Source organism: Vibrio litoralis DSM 17657, assembly GCF_000426765.1.
Classification (GTDB): Bacteria; Pseudomonadota; Gammaproteobacteria; order Enterobacterales; family Vibrionaceae; genus Vibrio; species Vibrio litoralis.
Genome location: NZ_KE384566.1, coordinates 182,485 through 202,725, shown reverse-complemented (window position 1 = coordinate 202,725; position 20,241 = coordinate 182,485). Strand labels below are relative to the sequence as shown.

Annotated in this window: 19 protein-coding genes; 4 read left to right on the top strand and 15 right to left on the bottom strand. The window is 41.9% G+C overall.

Translation table 11 applies throughout. The features are described 5' to 3' along the window. Positions 1-28 precede the first annotated feature (28 nt). From lpxA to rpsB, 13 genes are all read right to left on the bottom strand, one after another. Positions 29-817, bottom strand: coding sequence for an acyl-ACP--UDP-N-acetylglucosamine O-acyltransferase (lpxA, locus tag K358_RS0111260; RefSeq protein ID WP_027696919.1), 789 nt, complete (start codon positions 815-817; stop codon positions 29-31). A gap of 10 nt (positions 818-827) precedes the next feature. Then, entirely contained in the window at positions 828-1,280 is a 453-nt protein-coding gene (gene fabZ / locus K358_RS0111255; protein WP_027696918.1) for a 3-hydroxyacyl-ACP dehydratase FabZ, read from the bottom strand. 199 nt (positions 1,281-1,479) lie between these two features. Beyond that, on the bottom strand, positions 1,480-2,499 hold the full coding sequence (gene lpxD / locus K358_RS0111250; protein WP_027696917.1) for a UDP-3-O-(3-hydroxymyristoyl)glucosamine N-acyltransferase: 1,020 nt from the start codon (positions 2,497-2,499) through the stop codon (positions 1,480-1,482). Between the two features lie 12 nt (positions 2,500-2,511). Further along, on the bottom strand, positions 2,512-3,021 hold the full coding sequence (locus K358_RS0111245) for an OmpH/Skp family outer membrane protein (protein ID WP_027696916.1): 510 nt from the start codon (positions 3,019-3,021) through the stop codon (positions 2,512-2,514). A 29-nt stretch (positions 3,022-3,050) separates the two neighbouring features. Beyond that, positions 3,051-5,480, bottom strand: coding sequence for an outer membrane protein assembly factor BamA (gene bamA, locus K358_RS0111240; protein ID WP_027696915.1), 2,430 nt, complete (start codon positions 5,478-5,480; stop codon positions 3,051-3,053). Positions 5,481-5,535: 55 nt separating this feature from the next. Next, positions 5,536-6,894, bottom strand: a complete 1,359-nt coding sequence (gene rseP, locus K358_RS0111235; RefSeq protein ID WP_027696914.1) for a sigma E protease regulator RseP — start codon at positions 6,892-6,894, stop codon at positions 5,536-5,538. 3 nt (positions 6,895-6,897) lie between these two features. After that, complete coding sequence (gene ispC / locus K358_RS0111230) at positions 6,898-8,112, bottom strand: 1-deoxy-D-xylulose-5-phosphate reductoisomerase (RefSeq protein WP_027696913.1); 1,215 nt, start codon at positions 8,110-8,112, stop codon at positions 6,898-6,900. Between the two features lie 59 nt (positions 8,113-8,171). Beyond that, positions 8,172-9,017, bottom strand: coding sequence for a phosphatidate cytidylyltransferase (locus tag K358_RS0111225; RefSeq protein ID WP_027696912.1), 846 nt, complete (start codon positions 9,015-9,017; stop codon positions 8,172-8,174). A gap of 14 nt (positions 9,018-9,031) precedes the next feature. Continuing rightward, positions 9,032-9,784: an undecaprenyl pyrophosphate synthase gene (locus K358_RS0111220; protein ID WP_027696911.1), complete on the bottom strand. Its 753-nt coding sequence runs from the start codon at positions 9,782-9,784 to the stop codon at positions 9,032-9,034. Between the two features lie 88 nt (positions 9,785-9,872). Next, the gene (frr, locus tag K358_RS0111215) at positions 9,873-10,430 is read right to left on the bottom strand and encodes a ribosome recycling factor (protein WP_027696910.1); all 558 of its coding nucleotides are present in this window, start codon (positions 10,428-10,430) and stop codon (positions 9,873-9,875) included. A 77-nt stretch (positions 10,431-10,507) separates the two neighbouring features. Continuing rightward, a complete protein-coding gene (pyrH, locus tag K358_RS0111210) occupies positions 10,508-11,242 on the bottom strand; it encodes a UMP kinase (protein WP_027696909.1) in 735 nt (244 codons plus the stop codon). A gap of 249 nt (positions 11,243-11,491) precedes the next feature. Then, positions 11,492-12,337 (bottom strand): translation elongation factor Ts, encoded by an 846-nt coding sequence (gene tsf / locus K358_RS0111205; protein WP_027696908.1) that lies wholly within the window; start codon positions 12,335-12,337, stop codon positions 11,492-11,494. A gap of 162 nt (positions 12,338-12,499) precedes the next feature. Next, entirely contained in the window at positions 12,500-13,228 is a 729-nt protein-coding gene (gene rpsB, locus K358_RS0111200; RefSeq protein WP_027696907.1) for a 30S ribosomal protein S2, read from the bottom strand. Positions 13,229-13,593: 365 nt separating this feature from the next. Between rpsB and map the strand changes: the two genes are divergently transcribed. From map to K358_RS0111185, 3 genes are all read left to right on the top strand, one after another. Continuing rightward, entirely contained in the window at positions 13,594-14,472 is an 879-nt protein-coding gene (gene map, locus K358_RS0111195) for a type I methionyl aminopeptidase (protein WP_027696906.1), read from the top strand. Positions 14,473-14,592: 120 nt separating this feature from the next. After that, on the top strand, positions 14,593-17,220 hold the full coding sequence (gene glnD, locus K358_RS0111190; protein WP_027696905.1) for a bifunctional uridylyltransferase/uridylyl-removing protein GlnD: 2,628 nt from the start codon (positions 14,593-14,595) through the stop codon (positions 17,218-17,220). 71 nt (positions 17,221-17,291) lie between these two features. Continuing rightward, complete coding sequence (locus K358_RS0111185) at positions 17,292-17,675, top strand: DUF3461 family protein (protein ID WP_027696904.1); 384 nt, start codon at positions 17,292-17,294, stop codon at positions 17,673-17,675. Positions 17,676-17,978: 303 nt separating this feature from the next. On the opposite strand, the gene truC is transcribed toward K358_RS0111185, so the two are convergent. Together truC and K358_RS0111175 are read right to left on the bottom strand one after the other, a co-directional pair. Further along, the gene (gene truC / locus K358_RS0111180) at positions 17,979-18,740 is read right to left on the bottom strand and encodes a tRNA pseudouridine(65) synthase TruC (protein ID WP_051241319.1); all 762 of its coding nucleotides are present in this window, start codon (positions 18,738-18,740) and stop codon (positions 17,979-17,981) included. A gap of 23 nt (positions 18,741-18,763) precedes the next feature. Next, on the bottom strand, positions 18,764-19,078 hold the full coding sequence (locus K358_RS0111175; RefSeq protein ID WP_027696902.1) for a YqcC family protein: 315 nt from the start codon (positions 19,076-19,078) through the stop codon (positions 18,764-18,766). Between the two features lie 81 nt (positions 19,079-19,159). On the opposite strand from K358_RS0111175, the gene K358_RS0111170 reads away from it, so the two are divergent. Continuing rightward, the gene (locus tag K358_RS0111170; RefSeq protein ID WP_027696901.1) at positions 19,160-20,233 is read left to right on the top strand and encodes a DUF3549 family protein; all 1,074 of its coding nucleotides are present in this window, start codon (positions 19,160-19,162) and stop codon (positions 20,231-20,233) included. Positions 20,234-20,241 lie beyond the last annotated feature (8 nt).

Genomic DNA, 20,241 nt, shown 5'->3' with positions numbered 1-20,241 from the left:
TCATTGATCGCTTAACTAAATACGAATATTAACGAACAATACCGCGCTGAGAAGAATCAATAAATTCAATCATTGCTTGTACAGATTCAAACTGCGCTGCATCTTCTGCCATTTCTAGCTTAGCTTCTTCTACCGTATTCTTATTACGGTAAAGTGATTTATAAGCACGGCGAATCGCATGGATTTCTTTTTTCTCGAAACCACGACGCTTCAAACCTTCAAAGTTTACACCATAAGGTTTGGCATGGTTGCCTTGAGCAATCACAAATGGAGGCACATCTTGAGCAACACCAGAAGCGCCACCGACCATGCTGTGCTGACCAATTTTACAGAACTGGTGCACGGCAGACATACCACCAATAATCGCAAAGTCACGAACCGTTACGTGGCCGGCCAGTGTTGCATTATTGGCTAAGATGCAACGGTTGCCGACAACGCAATCATGCGCAACGTGAACGTTGATCATAAATAGGTTATCGCTGCCAACTCGTGTAACGCCTTCATCTTGCGTTGTGCCACGGTGCATGCTGACGCTTTCACGAATAATATTGCGGTCACCAATAATTAATTTGGTTGGCTCACCTTTATATTTCAAGTCTTGGCACGCTTCACCAATAGAAGCAAATTGGTAAATTTTATTTTCTTTACCAATGACGGTTGGGCCTTTAATTACAACGTGTGAGTAAATCTCAGTGCCTTCGCCAATTTCAACATCCGCACCAATATAGGTAAAAGGACCAATTTTTACGTTGGCAGCAATCTTCACGCCATCTTCAATAACAGCTGAAGGGTGAATTTGAGCAGTTTCATGGATCATAAGGCTACCTTTAAAATTCGCGACGTGCACATTTAAGTTCAGCAGAGCACACAACCGCGCCATCCACTTTAGCAACGCCATTAAACAATGCGATTCCACGGCGATCTTTAATGAATTCAACTTCAATAATTAATTGATCACCCGGTACTACTGGCTTACGGAATTTCGCGTTATCAATGCTCGCGAAATAGTACAATTCATTTTCAGAAGGCGCGCCAAACGATTTAAAGGCTAACAATCCGGTTGCTTGAGCCATCGCTTCAAGAATAAGAACACCAGGGAAAATCGGTAATTGTGGGAAATGGCCTGTAAATTGAGGCTCGTTAACCGATACATTTTTCAAAGCAACTAGATATTTTTCTTCTTGATAATCGGTAACACGATCAATTAATAGGAAAGGGTAGCGATGAGGAAGAAGTTCGCGGATTTCCGTAATATCTAGTGTTTTCTTTTCTGTAGTCAAAATTATTATCCTATTAATAATCGTCAAAGTCGGTCTAATTCTGTTAATTATATACTGAAGTTATTGCGCTATAAATGAAAAAGACCTGTAACAGACAGGTCTTTATCGTTCAAGTAACACCAATAGGTATAAATCAGGGATTTCTTACTGAAAGAAACCCATTTAAATCACTTAGGTGTCACAAGTTAGACCGATTTGATTAATCTTCAAGCTTCTTTTCAAGCATTTTTAGACGTTTATGCATTTCATCGATCTTAAGAGTACGTGCCGCTGTTTTGCGCCACTCTTTATTACTCTGTAAAGGAATACCCGATGAGTATACACCTTTCTCTGTAATGCTGCGCATCACCATCCCCATTCCGGTAATGGTTACGCCATCGGCAATTTCAATGTGACCATTCAAAACTGACGCACCGCCTATAATACAATACTTACCGATTTTGACACTACCGGCTACAGTGGTACAACCAGCCATAGCGGTGCCATAACCAACATGAACGTTATGGGCAATTTGAATATGGTTATCAATGATCACATTATCTTCAATAACAGTGTCATCAATCGCACCACGATCAATAGTGGTACAAGACCCGATTTCAACGCGGTTGCCAATAATTACCGAGCCAAGTTGAGGGATCTTCACCCACTCACCACGGTTATTCGCATAGCCAAAACCATCAGAGCCAATTACTGTGTTGGATTGAATTAAGCAAGCCTTACCAATTTCAACATTGTGGTAAATGCTAACATTGGCCCACATCTTAGAGTTGTCACCAATTTTGGTATTTTTACCGATAAAACAACCCGCGCCGATCACAACGTTATCGCCTAACACTACACCAGATTCAACCACCGTATTGTGACCAATGCATACCCCTTCACCAATCACTGCATCAGGTGCAATCACCGCAGTGGCCTCAATGCGTTCAGCTGGCTCTGGCGTGGTATCTAAAGCTTGTGCCACTAAGGCAAAAGCCAAATAAGGGTCCGCGACAACAATCGCATTGGTTTGGCAAAGCTCTAGCTCACTCGATTTAATCAAAATCGCAGTCGCTTGGCACTCTGCAAGGTGCTTACGGTATTTTGCGTTAGTCAAAAAAGTAATTTGACCATCACCCGCTTTATCCATGGAAGCAATAGTGGAAACGGTTAATTCACCATTTCCATGCAGCTCACCACCTGTAATCGTTGCTAATTCAGCAAGAGTAAGTTTTGGCATCATCGGCTTCTATTATTTAAGTTCTTTAATTACAGCGTCTGTGATATCTGAATCTGGTTTTGCATATTGAAGTGCTTGCGCATCAATGATCATGTCATAACCTTGTTTTTCAGACACTTCTTTGATTGCATCTTGAATCGTAACAAACAGCTTTTGTTTTTCAGCCGCTTCACGTTGTTTAGCATCACGCTCCAGTGACTGACCTTGTACTTTATATTCAGCTTGTAGTGAGCCAATTTCAATTTGCAGCTTACGCATATCATCTTCACTTAGAAGCTGACCATCACGACGCGCCTTATCCATTTTAGTCTGAATTTTTTTCTGTAAAGAGTCTAGCTGAGCTTTTTGATCTTTAAATTCAGATTGAAGTTTTTTTGCAATAGCCTCACGTTGTGGCAACGTTTGGAAAACTTTAGCGGTATTCACATAACCAAGTTTCTCGGCAGCTTGAGCAGCATTTACCACTAAAGATGACGTCAGTACAGCTAGGCTAAGGCCCGCGACTTTAATAAATTTTTTCACAATCATTTCCTTACAAAAGGGCTAAAAAGTTAGAAGGTTCGACCAATCGTAAAGGTAAAGAGTTCTTCATCATCACCTTCATAAATTTCAATTGGTTTCGCCAACGAGAAGACCAAAGGTCCCATCGGTGACATCCATTGCAATGCCATACCATAAGAAGCACGAACAGCAAATGGATCGGAGTAATCGTAGTAGTAATCTTTACCCGCCATATTAGCATCAGCATCACGATACTTAAATTCAGTATCCCAAACACTTGCTACATCCACAAACACACTGGTTCGTATAGATTGCTGAATTTCTTCAGAAGCAAATGGAGTTGGTACAATTAACTCAATACTGGCTAATGCAGTTGCGTTACCACCAACAGATTCATCGGTTGCGACATAATTTGGGTTATTACCACCATTCCCCCCCCCTTCATCATAAACCGCTTTAGGGCCTACTGAGTTAGAACCAAAACCACGTAATGATGAGAAGCCACCGGCATAGTAGTTTTCATAGAATGGGAATAAATTATCATTGCCATTAGTTGAACCATACCCATTACCATATCCTAAGCGCCCACGAAGCAATAACGTAAAGTCTTCTTTTTGGGTCAAAGGAATGTACTGTTTGGCATCATATTGAATTTTATAATATGGAACGTCAGAGCCAGGTACGGTTATTTTAAAAGTTGCACGTTGATGGTTACCCGCGGTTGGGAAATAACCTCTGTTTAAGTTATTTCGCGTCCAAGAAATATTAATATCATAATCATTCACTTCTAGTTCACCAGAGCTAGGGTCGTAATTCCCTGCTGATTGCTGAGAAGCTAAGAAGCCTTCATTTTGAACGTAGGGGTCGATATTAGAAATTTTATTGTGAGTATAACCAATCCCCAGTTCAATATAGTTCAACTCATTAATTGGGAAGCCCCACGTTAAGTCTGTACCGTAACTTTGGTTGGTATAATCAACAATCCCAGCTTCTGATGCTTCAAACTCGTTGTAGAAAATCTTACCGCCCAGACTGACACCATCGAGAGTCCAATATGGGTCACGGTATTCTAAGCTGACATTTTTTTGGTAATCATTGGTCATGGCATTAATACCAATACGATTGCCTGTTCCTAAGAAATTATCTTGTTGCAGACCAACCTGAAAACTTATGCCAGACTCAGTACCATAACCAATACCAAAGTTGATACTACCTGAGTTTGCTTCTTTTACATTATAAACAATGTCTACTTGGTCTTCAGTGCCTGGTACACGCTGCGTTTGCACATCAACCGTCTCAAAGAAACCAAGACGGTTCAAACGCGCTTTACCAGTTTCAATTGATTTGGAGTTTAACCAACCACTTTCCATTTGACGCATTTCGCGACGCAATACTTCATCTTTAGTAATGTTATTCCCTGTAAAGCGAATATCACGTACGTACATACGATTACCCGGATCCACTTGAACGGTCAGCGTTACTTCTTTTTTGTTGTCATCAAACTCAGGAATGGTTTGTACTTTAGGGTAAGCATAACCTGATTCACCAAGGGTTTTCTTGATGGCTTCTTCAAGACCCGTAACTAACGAGCCATTATAAGTATCACCAGTTTCAAACGGCACCATCTCGTTGAAGTCATCTTGCTTACCGATTAAGTCCCCACGGAATTTTATTTCTTTCACCGTGTAAGGTTCACCTTCGTTTAAATTAAGCGTGATATACACACCTTTTTTATCCGGTGAAATGGAGACATTGGTCGATAACACTTTGAATTTTAGGTAACCACGGTCAAAGTAATAAGTACGCAGTTTTTCGATATCGCCAGCAAGCACTTGCTTTTGATACTTTTCATCGGCCATGAAATTCCACCACGGCACATCAGCATTCAAATCAAAACGAGAAAGGAGTTCATCATCGGTAAAGACTTCATTACCAATAAAGTTAATTTGTTGAATTTTAGCTGAGACACCCTCGGTAAACACAAACTTCAAATCAGAGCGGTTACGAGGTAATGGTGTGACTACCGCTTTTACCGTTGCGTTGTATTTACCTACGCTGTAATAGAAATCTTCTAGCCCCTTTTCGATGGTACTCAATTTCGTACGATCTAGAGCTTCACCCATTCGAATGCCAGAAGCATCCAGGTTTTGTTGTAATTGCTCATCTTTAATCGCTTTGTTGCCAGAAAATGAAATATCCGCAATGGTTGGACGCTCTTTCACTTGTACTAACAAGACATCACCATCTCGAAATATTTTCACATCCTCAAAGTTACCTGAAGAATACAGAGCTTGAATAATAGCGGAAGCATCCTGCTCATCAACGGTATCACCGACACGTATTGGCATTTTGAGCAATACCGCACCGAGCGCAACTCGCTGTAAACCTTCGATCTTGATATCTGATACTTCAAAAGAGTCAGCGTGTGCAACCGTGCTGAGCATCAGCAAAGTTGAAATCCATAAACGTTTGATCGCCATAAACTTTATTATTAATCCTTTATACTACTTGGCCTTATTTAAACCACTACTGGCACTACAGGCGAGCAAAATCATTGAAAATTGCAATTAACATCAGAGAGAAAATTGCTGCACTACCGATACGATATCCCACTTCTTGTACTTTTTCTGGGACCGGGCGACGAATCACAGCTTCGATAGCAAAAAATAACAAATGACCGCCATCAAGTACAGGTAAAGGCACTAAGTTGATAATCCCTAAGTTCACACTAATTAATGCTAAGAAGCCTAAAAAGTAAACTAATCCATAATCAGCCGTTGCACCCGCACCTTTAGCTATCGAAATTGGGCCACTCAAGTTTTTAATACCGACATCCCCTGTGATGAGTTTTTTCAACATAGTGAGTGTTAAATCGATAATTTGTCCCGTTTTTTCTACCGCTTTAGGTATAGAAGCTAACACACCAAACTTTTGCTCAAAGCGGTAAGTTTCCGGCCACTCTCCCATCGTTGGAGCAACGCCTGCAAACCCTATAGTGTCACCATTCTTTAAAGTTTTACTCGCTGGAAATAAGCTCAAAGCTATCTCCTGATTATCGCGATTAACTTTTAAACTCACTTCTTGCTCTGGGTTTGCGACAACAGTATCAACAAATTGCTGCCACACTGTCACCGATTCACCATTAATAGCGATTAACTCATCACCTATTTGTAGGCCAGCTTTATCAGCAGCACTGCCTTCTGTGATGTTGGAAATAATCGAAATAATCTCAGGGCGATATGGCTGGAAACCTAATGTACTCATTGCGGAATCGACTTCAGGATCAAACTTCCAATCTTGGGTATTTAAGGTAACGCTGCGTTCAACCCCTAACTCATCCGCTGAAGCGACTTTCATAACAATCTGATCATCACCAATATGAGAGATCAGAGCCATATTCACTGAGTTCCAATCAGAGGTTTGGATACCAGAAATTTCTTTAAGTTCCATTCCCGATTCAATTCCTGCTTGAGAAACAATTGAATTGGGCGTGACTTCACCAATTACAGGTTTCACTGCCGGTACGCCAATCATAAAGACCAACCAGTAAGCAAAAATGGCAAAGAAAAAGTTGAAAGCTGGGCCGGCAGCGACTATCGCACTTCGACGCCATAAACTTTTATGATCAAACGCTAAATGTTTATCTTGCTCGGACACCTCATCGACTCGAGAATCCAGCATTTTAACGAAGCCACCTAACGGAATCATTGAGATGGAGTATTCAACGCCATCCTTCCCCTTTCGGCTCCACAATGATTTACCAAAACCGATAGAAAACTTTTCGACTTTAACGCCACAACGTCTCGCTACCCAAAAGTGACCAAACTCATGTACAGCAACGAGGATGCCAAGGGCTACAATAAATGAAGCTAAATTCCATAATATGCCAGTCATTAATTACACTCTGCTAAAGTTTCTGTTGCTTAAGGTTTCTGTTGCATAGATTCGAGCTATTCTATCTAGCTCAAGTAAGCTTTCCAAACTATCCGTCTCAAGAATCGATAAGCCACACACTTTATTCATTACTCTCTCGTTAACTCGTGCAATATCGGTAAATTTTAATTGTCGATTCAGAAACGCCGCAACCGATATTTCATTGGCTGCATTAATTGCAGTAGTCGCATCCTGTCCGGTATAACAAGCATCAATCGCCAACTGCAAACATGGGTATCTTGACATATCAGGTGCTAAGAAGGTCAACTCACTTAATGCGGTAAAGTCGAGTGGTTTTACACCTGAAGGGATTCGATCTGGGTAAGACATTGAAAGCGCGATCGGGGTACGCATATCTGGCTCCCCCATTTGCGCGAGTACCGAGCCATCATTGTACTGCACCATCGAATGAATGACGGATTGTGGATGAATCAACACTTTTAGCTGTTCTTGCTTGGCATTAAACAACCATTTGGCTTCGATAAACTCTAAGCCTTTATTCATCATTGTCGCAGAATCCACTGAGATCTTTGGTCCCATAGACCAATTAGGATGAGCAATTGCCATCTCGGGAGTCACGGAATCAAGCGTTGCAATCTCACTATAACGAAACGGACCGCCCGAGCCGGTTAATAATATTGAGTGAATACCACCTTCATCAAGATCACAATAACCGAGTTGGTTTTGTACGCTCTGAGATAAGCATTGAAAGATAGCATTATGTTCACTATCAACAGGAAGAATTTGTGCGCCGTATTGCTTAGCCGCATCAATAAAGAATTGACCTGACATCACTAAAGATTCTTTATTAGCAAGTAATATGCGCTTACCGGCTTTAACCGCCGCCATCGTTGGTAGCAAACCTGGAGAGCCTACGATAGCCGCCATCACCATATCAACATCATCAGCAGATGAAATAGCACACAGACCGTCTATTCCAGCAACAACTTTAGTCTTACAGTTTACTTGTTTGAGGCGCTTTTCTAGCTCTAACGCAGCCACTTCATCTGCCATCGCTGCCATTTCAGGCTGCCACTTTTCGCATAAAGCCTGCATACCTTCGACATTAGAGCCCGCCGCTAACGCATAGACCTCAAATTGCTCAGGGTTATGCTCAACTACCGATAAAGTACTTGCTCCAATTGAGCCCGTTGCACCTAAAATCGTTATCTTTTGCATGTTCAATCAACCATTAAGAATAAATGCATCAATACTCTTCCTATGCTTAGCTTAGTAGACTATTGGCAGATAAAGTACAACAAAGCAAAAACAGGAAATGCCGCGACTAAGCTATCGATGCGATCAAGAATGCCACCATGCCCCGGGATAATATTACTGCTGTCTTTAATATTAGAAACGCGCTTGAGCATGCTTTCGACTAAGTCACCTAGAACAGAAATAACCACAGTAAAAAAAGTAATAAACAGCATCACAGTCAAGCTAACAAAGTGAATATCTAGTAAAGAAGAAGCAAACCAACCAACGATCATGGCTAAGATAATGCCACCAAATAAGCCTTCTAGCGTTTTGTTCGGGCTAACATTCGGTGCCATTTTATGTTTACCAAATGTTTTTCCTGAAAAGTATGCCCCAGTGTCGGCAGCCCATACCAGTAGGCAGACAAACATAACTAATTTAGCCCCGTGATAAGGGTTCAAAGCGTAATCTTGAGCTCTAAGTAGAAAGACTGCCCATAGAAAAGGAATCAGTGATAGCATGCCAAAAAGATGACGTAAAGCTACGCTCTTCTCCCACAAGTTCATACTCCTTGGGTAGGTTAACGCTAAACCGCTTGCCACAACCCACCAGCTAGCCCCTACCGCCAAGATCCACAAATGCGTCTCAGAGACCGTTGATAAGCTTAAGGTATCAAATGGGAACACAGCAAAACTACCAACCAGAACCACTAAAGATGGAATAAGACTGAGTGCGCGTGATTTAGGCAGAACAAACTGAGTCCATTCCCAAAAACCAATAATAGATATCGCCGTTAACGCAATAATGAAAAAAGGGATGGAAAGTTCAAACACCCCCCATAAAACCAAAGGCGCTAAAATCAACGCTGTTATTATTCTTTGTTTCAAACTTTCGTCCTTTATTATTGAATCATCAACGATTGTAGTTGCTCACTAGTGCAACCAAAGCGTCTTTCACGGTTGATAAACCAGGCAATGGCATCCAACATTGCTTGTTCATCAAATTCAGGCCAAAATAAATCGGTAAAATACAACTCTGCATAAGCCATTTGCCACAGCATAAAGTTACTAATTCGGCACTCACCGCTGGTGCGGATCATAAGGTCGACATCTGGCAAATCAGCTATAGATAAATACTGGGATATGGTTGCTTCAGTGATATCTTGTGGCTGAAGTTGCCCTTCAGATACCTGTTGAGCCACTTGTTTAACCGCTTCGGTAATATCCCATTTACCACCGTAATTAGCGGCGACATTAATCACAGTGCCAGTATTCGCCTCTGTTAGCGCTTCTGCTGCTGCAATTTTTTTCTGTAATACTGGGCTAAAACGGGTTTTATCACCAATGATCTGTAGACGTAAATTATTCTTATGCAGTTTTTTAACTTCTCTGGTTAACACCGTCATAAATAAATCCATGAGCACGCTCACTTCTTCTTCCGGGCGTTTCCAGTTCTCACTGCTAAATGCGAATAAAGTAATGACTTTTATTCCCAATCGACTAGCGGTTGAGATAGTTTCTCGCACTGATTTTACCGCCATTCGATGACCATAGATACGAGGTTTACCACGTTGCTTAGCCCAACGACCATTGCCATCCATAATAACGGCAATATGTTGTGGTAGTAGATCAGATGAGAATTGAGTATCAGACATTATTTTATTCATACTTGTAGGCGGGTTTTGCATAAAAAAAGCGCTGTGCTGTACCGCACAGCGCCCTCAAGCAGATAGAAAAAGGAGATTAAACTTCCATTAACTCTTTTTCTTTCATAGCAAGCAACTCATCAATATTTTTCACAGATGCATCGGTGATTTTTTGAATTTCGTCTTGCGCTTTACGATCTTCATCTTCAGAGATTTCTTTATCTTTTAGAAGCGCTTTAAAATCAGCATTTGCATCACGGCGAATGTTACGTACCGCTACACGACCGCCTTCAGCTTCTGCACGTACTATTTTCACAAGATCTTTACGACGCTCTTCTGTCAATGGTGGAAGTGGTACACGAATTACTGTACCAGCAGACATTGGGTTAAGACCTAGATCTGATTTCATGATGGCTTTTTCTACCAATGGCGTCAGTTCTTTATCAAAAACAGTAATTGCCAATGTACGTGCATCTTCAGCAATGATGTTAGCCACTTGGTTTAAAGGCGTTGGTGCACCGTAATATTCAACAGAAATATTTTGCAGAATACTTGGGTGAGCACGGCCAGTACGGATTTTTGAAAGGTTATTTTTAAGTGCTTCAACACTTTTTGCCATGCGCTCTTGAGCGTCTTGTTTAATTTCGTTAATCACGATATCACCTTGTTATTTGTGTTTTCTACAGAGCGAATACCTTCACTCTCGCGATGTTAATTGCTTTGATCACGTTCTTATTCTGGCTGCTCGCCGATTAGTGTACCTTCTTGCTCACCCATTACGACACGACGTAAAGCACCTGGCTTGTTCATGTTGAATACGCGAATTGGCATTTTGTGATCACGAGCTAAAGTGAAGGCCGCTAAGTCCATCACTTTTAATTCTTTTTCCAGTACGCTGTTGTAACTCAGTTTATCACACAAAACTGCGTCTGGGTTAGCAACAGGGTCAGCTGTATAAACACCATCCACTTTGGTTGCTTTTAGCACGATATCTGCTTCAATTTCGATCCCGCGTAGACACGCTGCAGAATCGGTTGTAAAGAATGGGTTACCTGTACCTGCAGAGAAAATCACGACACGGCCTTGACGAAGTTGGCTGATCGCATCCGCCCAATTGTAATCGTCACATACACCTTTCAATTGAATCGCAGACATCACACGCGCATTAACATAAGCACGGTGAAGGGCATCACGCATTGCTAGACCATTCATTACAGTTGCTAGCATACCCATATGGTCACCCACCACGCGGTTCATACCCGCTTCAGCTAGCCCAGCACCACGGAACAAGTTACCACCACCGATCACAACGCCAACTTGCACACCGAGTTCAACGAGTTCTTTAATTTCTTGAGCCATGCGATCCAAAACGGCTGGATCAATACCAAAACCTTCTTCACCCTGTAGAGCTTCGCCACTAAGTTTTAACAAAATACGCTGATATGCAGGCTTAGGATTCGTTGTCATGGAGTTTACCTTTCAAAGTATGGTTGATTAACGGTTATAAATAAACAGTTCCTGGTTCCTGGAGGTACTAGATATACTGCACATTCATAACAATTAATAATTTCGCCTATTTCACCATCTAGCTTAACGTATAGTCTTAACCGTGGCGCGCTTTTCCTAGAAGCTAGGGACTAGAAATCTAGAGACTTTTTCTCACAAAAAGACCGCAGCAGTGCCACGGTCCTTTAGGTTGGCTATACAAATCAGAAATTAACCTTTTTGTACCGCTGCAACTTCGTCTGCGAAGCTCATTTCAGCCGCTTTTTCGATACCTTCACCAACTTCTAAACGTACGAAGTTAGTTACTGAAGCGCCTTGCTCTTTCAAGAACTCACCAACAGTTTTCTTTGGTTCCATGATGAAAGCTTGACCAGTAAGAGAAACCTCACCAGTGAACTTCTTCATACGACCAACAACCATTTTCTCTGCGATTTCTTGTGGTTTGCCTTCGTTCATTGCGATTTCAACTTGAACCGCTTTCTCTTTAGCAACTACATCTGCAGGAACATCTTCAGGGTTTACGTATTCAGGCTTAGACGCTGCTACGTGCATAGCAACTTGCTTGATTACTTCATCGCTAGCATCACCAGCAACAACTACACCGATACGTTCGCCGTGACGGTAAGAACCGACTTTAGCACCATCGATGTAAGCAACACGACGGATGCTGATGTTTTCACCGATTTTCGCAACTAGAGCGATACGAGTTTCTTCAAATTTAGCTTGAAGTGCTTCTACATCTAGACGCTCTGCAACTGCAGCATCAAGAACTTCGTTAGCAAATGCTAGGAAGTTTACATCTTTAGCTACGAAGTCAGTTTGGCAGTTAACTTCAAGAAGCGCAGCAAAACCTTCCGCTTCTTTTACTAAAATAGTACCTTCAGCAGCAACGTTACCCGCTTTTTTAGCAGCTTTAGCCGCACCGCTTTTACGCATGTTTTCGATTGCTAATTCAATATCAGCATTCGCTTCAACAAGCGCTTTTTTACAATCCATCATGCCTGCGCCAGTACGCTCACGCAATTCTTTAACTAGAGCAGCAGTTACTGTTGCCATGGTTTAATCCTCGGTTGATTCCAAAAATGGTAAAAAACAGGGGCCAGGCTAATATTTTATTAAAAGCATGTCCCCTATTTGTAACTATAACTCAATCTCATCAAATCATTTATGACAGCAAGATTAAGTGGCTAGGGTCTGTTGAACCTAGGAGTTACGATATTAAGCTTCTTCTACGAAACCGTCTTTATCAGCAACTGCAGCTACGTCTTTGTTACGACCTTCAGTTACCGCTTGACCAGCAGCGTTTAGGTATAGTTGTACCGCACGGATTGCATCGTCGTTACCAGGGATAACGAAATCTACGCCATCTGGGTCAGAGTTTGTATCTACAACAGCAAATACTGGGATACCTAGGTTGTTTGCTTCTTTAATAGCAATGTGCTCGTGATCAGCATCGATTACGAATAGTGCGTCAGGTAGGCCACCCATGTTTTTGATACCACCAAGAGATTTCTCTAGCTTCTCCATTTCACGAGTACGCATTAGAGCTTCTTTCTTAGTTAGTTTTTCAAAAGTGCCGTCTTGAGCTTGAGCTTCGAAATCTTTAAGACGCTTGATTGATTGACGAACAGTTTTGTAGTTAGTCAACATACCGCCTAACCAGCGGTTGTTTACGTAGTACTGGTTGCTGTTGATAGCGGCTTCTTTTACTGCTTCAGAAGCTGCGCGCTTAGTACCAACGAAAAGAACTTTACCTTTACGCTCACCGATTTTGGCTAGCTCAGCTAGTGCATCGTTGAACATTGGAACTGTTTGTTCTAGGTTGATGATATGAACTTTGTTACGAGCGCCAAAGATGAATGGCTTCATTTTTGGGTTCCAGTAACGAGTTTGGTGACCGAAGTGAACACCAGCTTTAAGCATATCGCGCATTGATACAGTTGCCATTATATAATCCTCTATATGGGGTTAGGCCTCCACATTCCCCATGATACCGACCCTTTCGCTATAAAATAAGCATAAAAGGGCACCCCGGATCACGTGTCGGAATGTGTGTGATTTAAGAAATAAGTATATGAAACCCACACCACTTCGCCTCAAAAAGGAGAAAGTAGTTACAGATTTCGGTGCGCTTTATACCACAAAAGCCAGCTAAAACACCAGAAAAACTACTATTTTCCACTTGAGTTTTTCCGCAGTTTTGTCATTTATTCTGCCAAATAAAGAGATTTATCCTAGATGGTAACGGATTTCAATTGCGATTAGGGCCCACTGTTAATACACTAGACACAAAGAGATAACGGATACTAATTATGTCGATCAAAATTAACACCGCTGAAGAAATTGAAAAAATGCGCGTTGCTTGTAAGCTCGCCGCTGAAGTTTTAGAAATGATTGAACCCTATATAAAAGAAGGGGTGACCACCGAAGAACTTGATAAAATCTGCCATAACTATGCACTAGAAAAAGGCGCTTACTCCGCCCCTCTTGACTACCATGGTTACCCAAAATCAATTTGTACTTCAATTAATCATATTGTTTGCCACGGTATTCCGGCAAGCCAAGATGAAGTAGGCAGCAACGGCCAAGTTAAACCTGCCGTTTTAAAAAATGGCGATATTGTCAATCTAGATATCACTGTGATCATTCCTAACGATCCAAATGCCGATCTTAGCGTTCGCCCAGAAGGTTACTATGGTGACACTTCTAAGATGTTCCTTGTTGGTGATGTTTCTCCTGCCGACAAACGCTTATGTATGGTGACTCAAGAAGCTCTTTATGTTGGTATGCGTAAAGTAAAACCTGGTGCAACCATTGGCGACATTGGGACTGCAATTGAAAAATACATCAAAGAAAACAACAAAAAGAACCCTCGCAATAAATTTTCGATAGTAAAAGATTTTTGTGGTCACGGTATCAGTGATGAATTCCACTCTGAACCGCAAGTCGTTCACTATAAAAACACTGATCGTCGTGTAATGAAAGAAGGCATGATCTTCACTATTGAACCTATGATCAACGCAGGTAAGTTTGGCGTAACCGTTGATGCAGAAGACGATTGGACGGTTTATACCGGCGATGGCAAAAACTCAGCACAATATGAGCATACTATCTTGGTGACTAAAACGGGTTGTGAAGTTATGACATTACGCTCGGAAGAATCTATTCCTCGTTTAATGAACAATAGCTAAACTCGAAAACTCGAAAACTCGAAAAGATTAAGCCTTTATCTCCATTCTGATAAAGGCTTTTTTATTACCTAGAGAAAAGGTAGTATCAAGGTAGACTTACTTGTTGCAAGGAATGCATTCATGACTTATCAGTCCCCCGTCTCTCTAGATGATCAACAACTGTCATCCATAGCGCTTAAACAGCAATTGGAACAGTTTTCTCAACATCAAAAGCAAGCTTTTTTAGAACAGCGACAACCTGTCCAAGATTTGGTGTATGAACGTTCTGCCTATATGGACTCCATACTTCAGCGCTTATGGGACTTTTTGGGCTTTGCACAAGTAAACTCTCTCAGCTTAATTGCCGTCGGTGGCTATGGTCGCGCTGAGCTTCACCCCTTATCCGATATCGATATCCTGGTATTATCAGAAAAGAAAATCTCTGATGATGTGAACAAAAAAATCAGTGAATTTATTACTCTATTATGGGATTTACATCTAGAAGTTGGCCATAGTGTCCGTACCCTAAAAGAATGTATCAATGTTGGTAAAGACGACTTAACCGTTGCAACCAATTTACAAGAAGCGCGTTTTTTATGTGGTTGTGAAGATACCTACAATCAGCTCATTGAACAGATTTCATCAGCCAGTTTTTGGCCTAGCGAAGTTTTCTATGAAGCCAAGCTAGAAGAGCAACGTGAACGCCACGCTCGCTATCACGACACCACTTACAATTTAGAGCCGGATATAAAATCTAGCCCTGGCGGTTTACGTGACATTCACACTTTAGGTTGGGTCGCTCGTCGTCATTTTGGCGCGACCTCACTTCGTGAAATGAGCTACGCTGGTTTTTTAACTGACGCTGAATACCGCGAATTATTAGAGTGCCAAAATTTCTTATGGCGTGTTCGCTTTGCACTACATATTGAATTGAAGCGTTATGACAACCGCTTAACCTTTGGTCACCAAGCCAGTGTAGCAGAAAACTTAGGTTTTACCGGTGAAGGTAACCGCGCCATCGAAATGATGATGAAAGAATTTTACCGGACATTACGTCGGGTTGCCGAGCTCAATAAAATGCTGCTCAAACTGTTTGATCAAGCCATCATGAGTAAAGGAATGCTGCCAGATGCGGTCATTATTTCTGATGACTTTCAGCGCCGCGGTTCATTAATCGAAGCGAGAAAACCTGCGTTATTCCAAGCAAGGCCTGAAACCATTTTAGATATGTTTTTACATATTGCTAATGACTCAACCATTGAAGGCGTGAGCCCACCTACTTTGCGCCAACTGCGCACTGCAAGACGTAGACTGAATCGATTCTTACACACTATCCCTGCTGCACGTGAAAAATTCATGGCACTGATTAATCACCCAAATTCGCTGCATAAAGCCTTTAGTTTAATGCACCGCTTGGGAGTGCTAGCAGCCTACTTACCGCAATGGAGCCAAATCGTTGGCCAAATGCAGTTTGATCTATTCCACGTTTATACCGTCGATGAACATAGCATGCGGGTACTCAAACATATCCATTCGTTTAGTAATATCGACAACCATGATAAACATCCAATATGTTGCGATGTTTACCCAAGAATGCAAAAGAAAAACTTACTGATTATTGCAGCCATATTCCATGATATTGGTAAAGGTCGTGGTGGTGATCACTCCGAAATTGGTGCTGTCGAAGCTTATGATTTTTGTATCGAACATGACTTATCAAAGCCGGAAGCCAAGCTCGTTTCATGGTTAGTTCAAAATCACCTTCTCATGTCTGTCACTGCTCAGCGCCGTGATATCTATGATCCCGATGTCATCACCGAGTTTGCCAAAAAAGTCCGTGATGAAGAATATCTAGAAAATCTAGTGTGCTTAACCGTTGCCGATATCTGCGCAACCAATCCAGAGCTATGGAATAGTTGGAAACGAACATTACTGGCTGAGCTATTTTACTCAACCCAACGCGCTTTACGTAGAGGACTAGAAAACCCGGTTGATTTGCGAGATCGCATTCGCCATAACCAACACATGGCCGCTGCGATGCTACGTAAAGAAAACTTCAGCCCAAGGGAAATTGAAGTATTGTGGCAACGATTTAAAGCCGACTACTTTTTACGCCACACGCCAAAACAAATCGCCTGGCATGGTGAGCACTTACTTACCCACCCAGCAGATCAACCACTGGTATTACTAAGTAAGAATGCGACGCGTGGTGGGACAGAAGTGTTCATTTATACCAAAGATAAAGCCAGTTTATTTGGCATGATGGCGGCCGAATTAGATCGCCGTAACTTAAGTATCCACGACGCACAAATCATGACCAGCAAAGACGGTTATGCACTCGATACTTTTATGGTACTCGATCAAAATGGTGACCCGGTTGAAGATGTCCGTCACGAGCAAATCAAACAACATCTCACCGATGTCTTAAATGGAAAAATCAGCGCCAATACTCGCTCACGCCGAGTGCCCAATAAACTCAAGCATTTCCATGTTAAAACTCGTGTTGATTTCATCCCAACACGAACCGGTAAACGTAGCTTAATGGAGCTTGTTGCACTTGATACTCCTGGACTTTTAGCGACGATAGGCCAAGTCTTTGCCAAGCTAGGAGTAAACTTACATGGTGCAAAAATCACCACCATAGGCGAACGAGCAGAAGATTTATTTATCCTCACCTCACCTAGCGGCGGTCGACTAGAGCCAGAAGTAGAAGATGCACTAAAAATTGAATTGGTTGAGGCAATTAAAACCTTATCACCACATGAATAGTTATTGCTTATCACTATACTGAAAGTAAACCGCAACATTCATCTTTTGTTCTAACTAGAGGTAAATGATTTATGTATCCAAACTTAAAGAAACTTGGTATTCCCGACACATCCCTCATTGCTCGTTACAGCTTGCGCCAAGAAGCCCAAGTGGATGTATTAAAAGTTTACTTCCATAAACAAAAAGGTGAGCTGTTTGCCAAAAGTTTAAAGTTCAAATACCCACGTCAGCGCAAAAACATTCGGGTAAATAACCAATCAGGCCAATATAAAGAAACCACCGAAGTGAGCCCTAACCTCACCCAAGTGATGACTGAGCTTAACCAAATAACCAAACCCAAAGAGTTAGACAGCGCTGATATCAAGCACAAAATCTTGACTGATTTACGCCACCTAGAAAAAGTAGTGGCTGGGAAGATTGCAGAAATTGAAGCAGATTTAGAAAAGTTGAAATAAGAACCAAGAGCCGAGAAGATTGTGCAGTTTACTAGTGCCAATGATTCTTTTCGGCTCTCAAACGCAATATCCATATAACTCAAAGGGCGTCATTCCGTACATGAGCCTAAGCGAAGAAGATACGGAATCTCCTGCCACACATAGAGTCTCAAATGATGTGGGAGATCCTGAACTGCGCTCCTACGTCGCTTTTCAGGATGAGCCCGGTTTAATATATTGAGGACTGCGCTTTTGCGAGTTACGGAAGTGAAACGCCCGAGACTCGCGCACCGATACTCTTTTTTACTCGAAACTCGAAACACACTACTCGAAACCGCTCTTCCAACCAAACTCTTTCAATAAACGTTGCCACACTTCATCAAACTTCGCTTCAATGACGATATTCTCATTCGTGTATGGATGCACAAACTCCAGTTTACTCGCATGTAGCATTAAACGCTTTGCATCATAAACATATCTAAATAAACGGTTTTGTTTACCGTCACCATGAGAAGTATCCCCTAATATCGGATGACGTAGGTGCGCCATATGACGACGTAATTGGTGTTTGCGTCCGGTTAGTGGTTGCATTTCAACTAGACAAAAACGACTGGTTGGAAAGCGGCCTGTTGAATGGGGAACTTCTACTTTAGCTAATGGTTGGTAGTCAGTAATTGCAGACTGAGCTTCCACCTCTTTTGAGGCAAACTTATCGGCGATTTTGTCTTGCTCTTTTTTCAGTGGGTAATCGAGACGATCGCCCTCTTCAATCCAACCGCGTACAATGGCATGATAAGTTTTGGTGAATTGATGTTCGGCAAACATTGGCGCTGCTTTTGCGGCAAACTCACTCGATAGTGCGAACAGTAGTACACCAGAGGTTGGGCGATCGAGTCGATGCAAAGGAAAAACATGCTGACCAATTTGATCTCTCAAGGTTTGCATCACAAATTGCGTCTCATGGCGATCAAGCCACGATCGGTGCACTAGCATTCCAGCTGGCTTATTGACCGCGATAAAATACTCGTCACGATAAACCACTTCTAACTCTACAGTTTCAACAGCAGATTCTTGCGAGTCATCCATCAACTCAGGGTTATTTTCTACATTCATCTAACGGTTTCATCTAATTGATTTAGGATAGGTAACAAGGCATCACGATGATCTTTATCTTCCATGGCTTGTTCAAAATAAGGGCTCACTTCAAAGCCAATCGGCACTTCTGATTGTGATTCAATAAGCTCGTGCATTTTAGGTAGAAAAATCCATTGCAACCATTGGGTTGGTTGAAGTGTATCTAATGCAAATGGTTGATCGCTAGTTAACGCTTTCTGAGTCGGCGGTTGCTCTTCCCATAACGACAATTGAATCAGTTTATCTTCAAGCTGCTCAAGTACATCGGTTAATTCAATATATTCGTTCATTTTGTTCCCACCCCTTGATATTCTGGGTATAAGATACCATTTCATAACGAATTATATACTCGAATTAAACTGGAAGCTTATATGAATGCAATACACAACCTAAGCCAACTATTAGAACAAAGTCAGTGCCAGTTTAAAATTTTTGATTTAGGGCGACGCATTCAAGCGATTGAAACCAAAGATTTCCAACAAGTTGAAATGGGGCAAAAACCTTACCCTTACCCATTGCAGCGTCATGCCAACCTAGCCATTGCCTATTGGAATGACAGCCAGCAACCTTGGATTTGGTTCTTAAAATTCCCACTCGATGAGCGCGGACTACTCAATCAAACTGATATTGGTAACTTTTTAAAGTACGTGACAGAGGCTTTCTCGGTAAAAGCAAGTGGCGCACTGTTAACTCAAGATCTCACCGAAGAGCAGCAACAGCATTTAGCCAATAATCCATACACTTTCAAACCAAATGACGACAAAATGGCGGTTTTTCATAGTGTCATTCGAGCAGATCTAGGCCTATCCACCAGCCAATATTATGAACATGCTCAGCATTACTTTACCGGTGATCTAGGTTGGAACAATTGGCAAACCGTGGGCTTACAAGGTATTACCGACATGTGCAGCCGTTTATCAGATCAACAAAACGGCGTGGCTATTCGTAAAGCATTAAGCAAACTCGCAGAAGATAGCGCTAATCACCCAGCCCTATATGCTTTACTTGGCGCTTTGGAACACGTTGAGATCCCTAACAAATTAGCACAACGATTATTAGAACTGGCTGAACAAGAATGTGAAAAAGCACAGCCCGATCTATTTTTATTATCTGCGTATGTTCGTGCCTTGTCTGGAGCGAATTCTGAGCAACTTATTACTATCCTTGAAAAAGTGCTCGCCGATGAAACGCTTTGTCACGCAGAAGTGTTAATTGCAATTGCCGGCCGTTGTTGGGCACAATTGAATACCGAAGCGCGCGCAGTGAAATTCTTATTACGCCTAGCTCAGACCAAAAACCAAGATTTATTTAACCAATTGTTTGCCGACTTAGTCATGATCCCAGACTTGCGCTTTACCTTCTTACCTCTACTGAGCCATACCCCAAGCCCTGAATTGGCGAATGCTCTTTACACACTACAGCAGCAAACCAAATCTGCTCAATAATTTCATCA

Coding starts and splice junctions, on each gene's coding strand:
- lpxA (WP_027696919.1), bottom strand. CDS start 817: ATGATCCATGAAACTGCTCAAATTCACCCTTCAGCTGTTATTGAAGAT.
- lpxD (WP_027696917.1), bottom strand. CDS start 2,499: ATGCCAAAACTTACTCTTGCTGAATTAGCAACGATTACAGGTGGTGAG.
- bamA (WP_027696915.1), bottom strand. CDS start 5,480: ATGGCGATCAAACGTTTATGGATTTCAACTTTGCTGATGCTCAGCACG.
- rseP (WP_027696914.1), bottom strand. CDS start 6,894: ATGACTGGCATATTATGGAATTTAGCTTCATTTATTGTAGCCCTTGGC.
- ispC (WP_027696913.1), bottom strand. CDS start 8,112: ATGCAAAAGATAACGATTTTAGGTGCAACGGGCTCAATTGGAGCAAGT.
- K358_RS0111220 (WP_027696911.1), bottom strand. CDS start 9,784: ATGTCTGATACTCAATTCTCATCTGATCTACTACCACAACATATTGCC.
- pyrH (WP_027696909.1), bottom strand. CDS start 11,242: ATGACAACGAATCCTAAGCCTGCATATCAGCGTATTTTGTTAAAACTT.
- tsf (WP_027696908.1), bottom strand. CDS start 12,337: ATGGCAACAGTAACTGCTGCTCTAGTTAAAGAATTGCGTGAGCGTACT.
- rpsB (WP_027696907.1), bottom strand. CDS start 13,228: ATGGCAACTGTATCAATGCGCGATATGCTTAAAGCTGGTGTTCACTTC.
- map (WP_027696906.1), top strand. CDS start 13,594: ATGTCGATCAAAATTAACACCGCTGAAGAAATTGAAAAAATGCGCGTT.
- glnD (WP_027696905.1), top strand. CDS start 14,593: ATGACTTATCAGTCCCCCGTCTCTCTAGATGATCAACAACTGTCATCC.
- K358_RS0111185 (WP_027696904.1), top strand. CDS start 17,292: ATGTATCCAAACTTAAAGAAACTTGGTATTCCCGACACATCCCTCATT.
- truC (WP_051241319.1), bottom strand. CDS start 18,740: ATGGATGACTCGCAAGAATCTGCTGTTGAAACTGTAGAGTTAGAAGTG.
- K358_RS0111175 (WP_027696902.1), bottom strand. CDS start 19,078: ATGAACGAATATATTGAATTAACCGATGTACTTGAGCAGCTTGAAGAT.
- K358_RS0111170 (WP_027696901.1), top strand. CDS start 19,160: ATGAATGCAATACACAACCTAAGCCAACTATTAGAACAAAGTCAGTGC.